This window comes from Candidatus Zixiibacteriota bacterium (assembly GCA_014728145.1).
GTDB lineage: Bacteria > Zixibacteria > MSB-5A5 > JAABVY01 > JAABVY01 > WJMC01.
Window position 1 is genome coordinate 1 of record WJMC01000173.1, and the last position, 10021, is coordinate 10021.

General features: G+C 48.7%; 6 protein-coding genes and 1 tRNA gene. 5 read left to right on the plus strand and 2 right to left on the minus strand.

What is annotated here, in order from left to right; translation table 11 throughout:
* The 3 genes from GF404_10125 to GF404_10135 form a co-directional block, all read left to right on the plus strand.
* Positions 1-246 (plus strand): hypothetical protein (locus GF404_10125; protein MBD3382539.1); only part of this gene is annotated, 246 nt, incomplete at its 5' end.
* Between the two features lie 111 nt (positions 247-357).
* Entirely contained in the window at positions 358-5658 is a 5301-nt protein-coding gene (locus GF404_10130) for a PAS domain S-box protein (GenBank protein ID MBD3382540.1), read from the plus strand.
* A 41-nt stretch (positions 5659-5699) separates the two neighbouring features.
* Positions 5700-7055, plus strand: a complete 1356-nt coding sequence (locus GF404_10135) for a response regulator (protein MBD3382541.1) — start codon at positions 5700-5702, stop codon at positions 7053-7055.
* A 51-nt stretch (positions 7056-7106) separates the two neighbouring features.
* On the opposite strand, the gene GF404_10140 is transcribed toward GF404_10135, so the two are convergent.
* Positions 7107-8543: a hypothetical protein gene (locus GF404_10140; GenBank protein ID MBD3382542.1), complete on the minus strand. Its 1437-nt coding sequence runs from the start codon at positions 8541-8543 to the stop codon at positions 7107-7109.
* Between the two features lie 103 nt (positions 8544-8646).
* Here GF404_10140 and GF404_10145 point away from each other — a divergent pair, with 103 nt between their 5' ends.
* Positions 8647-9090 (plus strand): hypothetical protein, encoded by a 444-nt coding sequence (locus tag GF404_10145; protein MBD3382543.1) that lies wholly within the window; start codon positions 8647-8649, stop codon positions 9088-9090.
* Positions 9091-9237: 147 nt separating this feature from the next.
* Complete coding sequence (locus GF404_10150) at positions 9238-9429, plus strand: ferredoxin (GenBank protein ID MBD3382544.1); 192 nt, start codon at positions 9238-9240, stop codon at positions 9427-9429.
* A gap of 434 nt (positions 9430-9863) precedes the next feature.
* Here the strand turns inward: GF404_10150 and GF404_10155 are convergent.
* A tRNA-Ser gene (locus tag GF404_10155) sits at positions 9864-9950 on the minus strand.
* Positions 9951-10021 lie beyond the last annotated feature (71 nt).

Sequence of the window (10021 nt, forward strand, 5' to 3'; positions counted from 1 at the left end):
GAACCTGTACCCCTGCACATTCGCAATGCACCCACCCGGCTGATGAAAGAGATGGGGTACGGCGAGGGCTACAAATATGCCCATAACTACGATAACGCTTATGCAGTGCAGGAATATTTGCCGGACAGACTGAGTGGCGAAAAATTCTATCATCCCTCAGAAATCGGCTTCGAAAAGAAAATCGCTGAACGGATCAAGTGGTGGGAGGCTCAGAAAAATCCTCCGGATGAACCAGAATCTACATGAATTTTACACAAAATATGCCATTTAAGTCCAAAACCACCTGAAAATACTTGGAAAATCGCTATTCTGTATTATTTTACCTCAAGCCGATAAGTAAGATTCAGTATATAGTCTATGACATCTATTAAAATCGCTATGGGGAATTTAGTAATCGGACGGGGCATTTCGTGTCTGCTTTTGATCATGTTTTTTCTTGTCTCTCCGGATCTGGTGGCGGTTGACCAGATAACTGTCGATTTTGCCAGGCCAACTCGCTTTCTGCCCTACGACATCCTGCAACTGGGGCACTTTGACTTCGAAGATGACCGCCACGGGGTCGGAGTACCGCTGATGGTCTGTTCCGATTCTCTGGCCCCCTTCGGGCCAAAGTATTTTGTGCACGCTTATAATCCTCCCATGGGGAGCTCTGATTACTCATCATTGACTTATAACCAGATGAATTTCATCGAGATTTCGGATCATGACCCGATCGCTTTGCTCCTCAGCAGTGTTATGCCTTATTCTGACACCCGGCAAAATCGCCTTGGAATCCTGGCGGGAGGTTACCGTAACGATTCCGCGTTTGTTGCCCGTACGATTCCCGGAAGCGATTATTTCGACTGGCTCTACCTGGCCAGCGGTACCGACCAAAACGGCGACAGTGTCTGGAGAGGCGGGGTCAATCTGATGAAAGTTTATGATTACGATTTCGACGGTGTCGAGGAAGCTTTTGCCTACGTCAGCCCGGGACGAGACCTCAGTCCGCGCGTGCTCTTCTGCATCAATCCGGAAAAGCTCGAAATAGAATGGTCCCTGCCGGTCGCCTCGATAATCAATGAGCTTTATCCAACCGGTGACAGCATTGATCCAGGCGTCATGATCAGGACCTACAACGTTAAAAACCGTGTAACCGATTCGATCTTCAGCGACCTGTACTGCTACATCGCCAGGATAAACCAGCGAGGCGAAGTCGTCTACCAGAAAATTATGGCGGAAGAACACGGCGGTGTCAGCCTGGCAAAAGTACCCGGCAAAGATATTTTCTTCGTTACACATTCGCTCGACTTCCTTGAGCCGGACGACACACTGGAGTTTCCGGAGCGGAGTTATTCGATCACCCGTTTCGATTCGGATGGAGTGAGAGTCAGGACCGTTTTTCCTGGTGAGAGGATAAATCACGTATACCTTGCGGACTACGATGATGATGGCAAGCTCGATTTGTACACGCTCTCATCGAAAAAGATCGTGCGTATCTATGACCAGGACTTGAACCTTGTGGCGGTCACCGAACCGACAGACTTTGTGAGAATAGTCGATTACATTGCATTTCGCAGTCACGAGAAAAACACGCTTCTAATCGAAAACGCCCGTGGCACCGGCTTGTACACGACCGAGTTGAAACAGGTAGCTCATTTCGACGATCGCATCGATCATTTCTTCCCGCTCGAGTCATCAGAAGACGGCCATTTAACAAAAGCAATGGTCAACGCGCACAACAATTTTTACATGCTGGGATTCAAACGCAAAGAAACAATCGACTATGCCCGCCTTTTGTTCTGGGAATACCAGAATCACATTACCGTCGGCCTGTTTATTCTGGCCGCCGCCCTCCTGGTAACGAACATCATGCGAGTGAAAACCGTACACAGATTGAAAGAGAGTGAGAGAAAATTCGAGCGTCTGTTTAGGGCTAATCCGGCGGCCGCGGTCTATCACGATAAGAATTTGAAAATCCTCGATGTCAATCCGAAATTCGAAAAGCTGTTTGGCTATACCAGACAGGAAATCGTCGGAAAGAAAATCAACGAAACCCTCTTCCCTGAAAGTGACGAGAAAAATCCTGTAAATCATATCCCTCACCGTCTCAGCGAGGGAACAGTCGAGAAGCTCAGGAAACGCAAAAATGGGCGCTTGATTCATGTCGCCATTTCTTCCTCGGTGATAGAAATTGCGGGCAAAGTAACCGGTTATGTCGGCCTTTACCAGGATATCACCGAACGAAAACAAGCAGAAAAGAAGCTGGCCGACAGCGAGGAGAAGTACCGCCTGCTGGTTCACAATGTCTATGCCGGCATCGCTTTGATCGACTACGAGGGTGTATTCCAGTTCATCAATAAGCGGGGTTCATTGGCGCACAATAAGCCGCCGGAAGAAATCATCGGAAAATCAATGTGGGATCTCTTCCCGCATGAAATAGCCGATTTCCAGATGGAGAATATCCGCAGGGTCATAGATAGCAACGAAGTCTACACACGCGAGGAAAAGACTTTTATCGACGGCCAGTGGCGCTGGTATGACATCAATATCCAGCCTTTCCGGGAGACCTCCGGAACTTTGCGGGCGGCGCTGGTGATCACCCATGACACCACCGTCCGCAAACAGGCGGAGATGGTTATCCGGGAAAGCGAGGCACGCTTCAGGGAGCTGGCGGAACTTCTCCCGGAAGGTGTTTACGAGATCAACATGGATGGAATCCTGACTTACGTCAACCAGGAAATTTTAAACAGCTTCGGCTACAGCAATGAGGATATAGAAAACGGTATCAGCGGGTTTGATTTTCTCGCCCCGGAATGCCGTTCACAGGCACGAGAGCACCTGCAGAGAATTCTGTCCGGTGAAATAATAAAGGGCTCAGATTATACCGGCCTCAAAAAAGACGGTACGAAGTTCCCTATCAGGATCCATTCAAGCTGTGTTTATAAAGACGACAAGCCCGTGGGACTGCGCGGCATCGTGATCGATATGTCGGAAATCACCTCCACTATGCAGGCATTGCGAGAAAGCGAGGAACGCTTCCGTGTATCCTTCGATAACGTCGCTACCGGTATGGCCCAGGTCGACCCGGAAGGTCGTTTTCTGCGCGTAAACAATTCCCTGGCGGAGATGCTGGGCTATTCTCCGGATGAAATGACCGGCAGGTCGTTTCAATCATTCACTCATCCCGATGACTACACGATCGGCGGTTGCGCATTCAAGAAACTGTTGTCCGGTGAAATACAAACTGCAAAAGTCGAGAAGCGCTACCTGCATAAATCCGGCCGAACTGTCCATGTCATTGTCAATTCCACCCGCATCAACGATACAGATGGAAAACTGCTGTATATGATCTCGCAGATACAGGATATCACCCAGCGTCGTCTGGCCGAGGAAGCATTGCGTAAAAGTGAGATGGGCTACCGTTCTCTGTTTGAAGATTCTCCCATTATCCTATGCGAGGAGGATTTGAGCAAGGTCATGAAATGTGTCAGGTCAAAATTACCGAACAATGTCGAAAACTATCAGGAATACCTGTTAGATCATAGTGAAGATTTGCTCGAATGCATCTCCGAATTACGCATAGTCAACATAAACCGGGCGGGACTTTCATCATACAGTGCGAAAGATATCGATAATTTGCGGGATTTCTTTACTTCTGAACTGACCGAGGACAACGTCCGCGCTTTCGCCGGTATGATCGCCACGTTCCTGAGCGGTGGAACAACTTATGAGACAGAGTTTCTGAGCAGGACCATCAGGGGAGACGACCTCTTCGTCCATCTCAAAGCTTCGGTAGCGCCGGGACATGAACAGACGTTTTCAAAGGTAATTCTATCCGGTATGGATTTCACTGAAAAACGCCGCACCGAGCTGGCTTTGGCCGAAAGCCGCCAGAGACTGAAGGCAATTTTGAATTCAATCGATGACCTGATTTTTGTACTCGACCGCCGAGGGCGATTCAAATTCTTTGAACAGGTTGCCAATAAAAATGATCTCTACCAGCTTCCCCAGGAATTCATCGGTAGAAACATTGCCGATGTAATGCCTTCGCAGATTGCCGCCAAATACCTGCAATGCATGCAGGAGATCTCAACTTCGGGCGGAACCCGTCAATTCGATTACCCGCTCCGGTTGAATGGATGCGAGCGCTGGTATTCGGTCAAGCTCTCTCCCCTTCGTGATCATGCCGACCGTTTCAGCGGAATCACGGCGGTGGCACGCGAGATCACCGACAAGATCACAGCCAACCGCGAACTGCAGAAGGAACGCGACCTGATCAAGTCGATCCTGGATACCGCCAACAGCCTGATCGTCTGTCTTGACGAGAATGCCCGGATCACGGTTTTCAACGATGAATGCGAGCGGATCACAGGCTACCAGCGCGAGGAGGTTCTCGGAAAATGCTGGCCGGAGCTGTTCTTGCCGGAGCATATCAAACATGAGGGCTTAAAACGTTTCGCCCGCTGGGTCAAGGATCATCCGGAGGACAAATATGAGGGACCCCTCATCACCAGGAGCGGAGAAACCCGGATTATACTATGGTCTAACAGCGCGATCATCCCCAAAGACAGCGAGAAGATAACCGCTATCGCCATCGGCCAGGATATAACCGACCGTAAAAAAGCCGAGAGCGCTCTACGGGACAGTGAGCAGAAGGCCCGCGCCCAGTACTTGAGTATCCCGGTGCCGACTTATACCTGGAAAAAGGTCGCCGATGATTTTATTCTAACGGATTTCAACCATGCCGCCACCGAGATAACCAGGGGCAAAATTAAAGACGTTGTCGGAATAAAGCTGAGTGAATTGTATAAAGATAATCCGGATATTATCAGGGATATGCACAAGTGTTTCGATAAAAAGACCTCGCTACAGAGAGAGATGGAATATACTTTCCAGACGGTAGGTAAAATCCGTCAACTGCTGGCCAGCTATGCCTACGTTCCGCAGGACCAGGTTTTGGTCCACACCCAGGATATTACCGAACGCAAGCAGGCAGAAGAGGATAAAATCCGGCAGGCGCGTTACATTGCCGGTGGCTTCGCGCATGAGATCCGCAACTCGCTTTTCCCCGCCAAAGGCGCCCTAAACATAATCCGCAAGCCGGAAGAATCCGAGCAGGAAAGCACTGAAAGATTCGAGAAATACCGCCGCATAGCCGACCGCGCAGTTTCCCGGGCGATCGACACAACCCGTCTAATCAGCGAATTTACCCGCATGGATCGGGAACATATTCCGGAAAAGGTCAGCCTGAAAAAGGTGGTAGAGGATGTACTCCATTCCAACATCCTGAAGCTGGAGAAACGTAATATTGAGATTAATTATAACGATCTGCCTGATGAGTGGGTAGTTTCAAATCGACGCCAACTTTACATGGTCTTCAATAACCTATTGATAAACAGTATAGATGCCTTGACAGAGACTGCTGATCCGCGTATATTTGTCACGTGGGGTAGAAGGGATGACTTCGTTGAAGTATCATTCAAAGATAACGGACCGGGAATACCGAAAGATATCCTCAACCAGGTCTTTGACGCATTCTTTTCTACCAAACAGGATCGCGGAACCGGTCTTGGTCTGGCTATCACCAAAAAAATCGTGGAAATGTACGGGGGGCAAATAAAGCTGCATAGCCATGACGGCGAGGGAGCAAAATTTACTATCAGATTTAAAATTGCCTGAAGACCTTACAGGTTATTTAATATACCAAGTACTAAACTGCAATGAATCCTGAATCACAAAAAACGAAGGTTTTGATTGTCGATGACAATCCCGATGTCCTGCAGATGCTCAGGGAACTGCTGGATAAGCACTACCATGTTATCGAGGCGACTTCCGGCCGGAAATCAATTGAACTGGTCAAAAAGCATCCTGATATTTCCGCTATCATCATGGATATTCGGATGCCGGAGATGGACGGCCTGACTGCCTCGCGGGCAATTCGCCAGAGCCATTCCGAAATACCGATTATCATCCTGACCGGTTATGCCGGTGAGTATCACGAGGAAGAAATCGACGAAAATGAAGAGCCTTTTGACTACATCCTCAAGGGCGATTCAATTCCGCGCCTGATGCGTTCGATACGCAACGCTGTCGAACATACTCAACTCCATCGCGACAATAAGAGCCTCAATCTGCACGCCGAGAAGAAATTCGGCATGGTGGGTCATTCCAGGGTCATGACCGATTTATACAAGCTCATCCAGAAAGCTTCCAAAAGCGATAAAAACGTCATTATACTGGGCGAAACCGGTACCGGAAAAGAGCTGGTGGCGAGGGCGATCCATGAGAACAGCGAGCGAGCGAAAAACGAATACGGAGTAATTAACTGTAACCACCGCCCTCCGGATCTGGTCGAACCGGACCTGTTCGGGCTCGAGGATGGAGCATTTACAGACGCTGTCAAGCGTATCGGGCTGTTCGAAAAAGCTAACCGTGGTACGATTTTCCTGGATGATATCTGTGATATGAATATCAATACCCAGGGCAAGCTCCTGCGTGTCTTGCAGGAAGGTACTTTCTGCCGTTTGGGTAGCACTGAGACTCGTATGACTGATGTCAGGGTGTTGTGCGCCTCCAACCGCAGTCTTGACCAGATGATGCTGGAGAAAACATTCCGTCAGGATCTGTATTTCAGGCTCAAGGGGATCACTATCCTGGTACCGCCTTTGCGCAAACGTCCCGAAGACATCCCGCACCTGGTGCGCTATTTCAGTGAAATCCACTGCCGCAAACATCGCAAACCGTTCAAGATTTTTGATGACCCCGCAATTGACGCCATGATCGATTTTGACTGGCCCGGCAATGTTCGCCAGCTTCGCAACGCGGTGGAATCATTGATCGACCTGACTGAATCCGATATTATCATGGCCGATGATGTCATCGATGAAATTCAGCATACGCCGGATATTAGTTATGATGAATCCAGTAGCCTGAATGAGATGATAGACGACTTTACCCGTCGCACGATCCTTAAAGCCCTCAAACGCACCAAAGGTAATCGCAGAAAAGCCGCTGAAATGCTTCAAACCGATCCATCTAACATGGCCAAGCTCATGAAACGCCTGGGCATGCTTTAGATCTTCTTTTTCTGTAAGTCTTTAGAAATGAATCCCGGAAAAACAACCGGTTCAGCAGTCGGGAATACCGTCGTCGTCAATATCGCAAGGCGCCGGACTTCCGGCCTGGAAAGCGTAATTGACGATATAGACAGCATCGGAAACGTCGACCAGGCTGTCGCAGTTGACATCGCCTGATTCAACCGGGTCAGGTGCCGGACCGCCCCCGAAGGCGTAATTGATGAGATACACAGCATCCGATACATCGACCAGCTCATCGCCATTAGTATCGCCGCAGATATACGTTACAATCTCGATATAGACAGAATCGAGCTGGGTGGCAACCGTATCCGCGCCGTCGGAGAATTCAAAATAATATGGGTACCATCCGGTTTCCGGGACGGTCAGGATAATATTGAACTGACTGCCATTCTGGTAGTCTTTTTCGCAGGCTGTCAGATCGTAGACCGATCCGTCAAAATACAGACGCCTTAAAACCGGCAGGTGGTCATCGGCATCGGAATAAGTTACTTGCGCGCTGACCGTATCCTGCTCTACCTGGAAGACCGAAACACCTGACAGGCTTGGGGGTGTGTTTGCGAGCGAATAGTCCAGATGATTCGATTTCGGCTGAAATCCGGCGTATTTGCCCATATCGTTCATGGTCAGTTCGGTGAATTCCTGTGTACCGGTGACCGGTGAAATACCTATAAACTGCGAAGGGGGCGGCCAGTCGGACCATTCCGGTTGTGAGGTTAAATCAGAGATTTGGCAGGACATCCAGAGCTTATTGCCATCTATTAGATAATCTATATTGCCTATCTGGGAAAAAGAGCTGTCAACACCATCGATTTTATACAGCCCCGGGCTGAAAATACCCGGCACCTCGGCATAGATCAGAGCGTAGGCAACAGAATCAGTCGTATTCGGGTCGACCACACCCACAGAATAAAGAAAATAAGTGAAAAGTCCAGAACTGGTCGGATATCCTCCCCCGTTGTTCTCCATCCTGAAATACAGCTTTGTATCTGAATAGGACGCGTAGCAATGGGTTATATCCTGGTGGTTCAGGCTGGTGTTTTCCGCGTCGCCGACCGGATCGGCACCCAGATCAGCTAAAAGGTGTTCCGGCACAGGAAACTGGTCAGCGCTGTTTTTGGGAGACATGCTGATGACAGCGGTGTCGTTTTCGGAGCGAATATACCATTCCAACTGCTCCGTAGGTGGCGTGTAGTTAATCTCAGTCGAAAATGTGAATACCGAGCAGGCAGAGTAAAGAAGGTCGTATTCTGCTGAATTCCATACGGTTGCACCGGTATCCCGGTAGATCAGCTGGTGCTGGTTGGCAGTATCGGCCAGGCTCGAGTCGGGTATATCGAAATCGAACTGAACCGGCTCGACCGGCGCGCTACTGAACGAATGTTCGTATGGTATCGGTATATCCTGGGCCCACAGCCCGGTTGAAAGCATCAGTATAATAGCCAGAACAAAAATTATCGATTTCATCATAATAGCTCCCAGAAGTACACGGGTTAGTAGCTGTTTACCAAAATATAACCAATTGTCTTATAATTACAAGGTTTTTTCAGAGTCCGGGGCAGTTGTAATTGACATGATTCAGTCATTCACTTTATTTTCCGGCATGAAATTCGACAGACGGATATTCCGGCGGGCTTCGGCGCGCTGGCAGCCTCGACGGGGTGAACGCGGTAGCTCCGGCAAACGTAAACCGGAACTTGAGACCGCTTCGGGGATTCGGGTCCGCTCGAAACTTGAGAAAGTTTGTGTAGATTACCTGAGTGAGCACAGGATCAGTTTTAAATACGAACCTCTGCTACTATTGGAGGGTCGTAAGTTCAGGCCGGATTTCTACTTGCCGGAATTTGACCTGTTTCTTGAGATCGCCGGATATACCCACATGCCTTTTTACCGCGACCGTTTGGGCGATAAGACCGACATCTATCGAAAGTATAATCTGGCGGTAAAGATTATTCGTCCCAAAAATGCAACGCACCTTTGTCGGGAGCTGGACCGGGTTTTGTTCGGGGAGGAATAAAACTTGCGGATTTTCAGAAATGTACTGGATTTCCGGTTATAAAGTTATATATTCCGCCATCATAGAATGGGTAGGGTGCGTATTGATATGAGCACGATATGTGCCCCGAGATTATATACGGCAAATCGTTTTTAAGGAGGATTCGCAATGAAGGTTAAAGTCGACAAGGAAGCTTGCAGCGGCGACGCTATCTGCGTGGATATCTGCCCGGAAGTCTTCGAGATGAACGAAGATGATATCGCGATCGTTTTGGTGGACACCGTTCCGGAAGAGCATGAGGATGCCGTACGTGAAGCGGCCGACTCCTGCCCCGAAAGCTGCATCGAGATCGAAGAGTAAGCTTAATCGTCTGACCTTTGATTTTCCGATATAGAAACCAGGCTTATCGCAAGCCTGGTTTTTTATTGCCCATGGCTTACAACTGGTTGATCCACCTTCCATAGATAAAGAGAACCCTGGACAGGTCAGAGTTGCCCGCACCTGACAATCCATGTTATAAATTCTAAAAACAAAACACAAGACTACAGCCAGCGATGGGAGTTAAATATTATTAGCATCTTGCATCCACATTATAGCACGATCCGACCCGGAGTTTGACACCATCGATAACACTGCATACCGTCTGCATGCGAATGGATTTCTTGCAGTGATTGAACTTATAGTGGTAAGGACATGGGTACACCGGATAATGTAAAATCAAATATGCAAATAAAAAGTGTAAATTGTCTGACCGGAATGAAATGTAAAGGATGTGATCGGAATATACAACAAAACGGAGAGGCAGGGATTCGAACCCTGGAACGGGTTGCCCCGTTAACTGCTTAGCAGGCAGCTGCCTTCAGCCACTCGGCCACCTCTCCAAAAAGAAATCTGTAAAACGCCATAATATATAATCGCTCTAAAAAGAGCAAGTATTAATTCCGATCTTTAC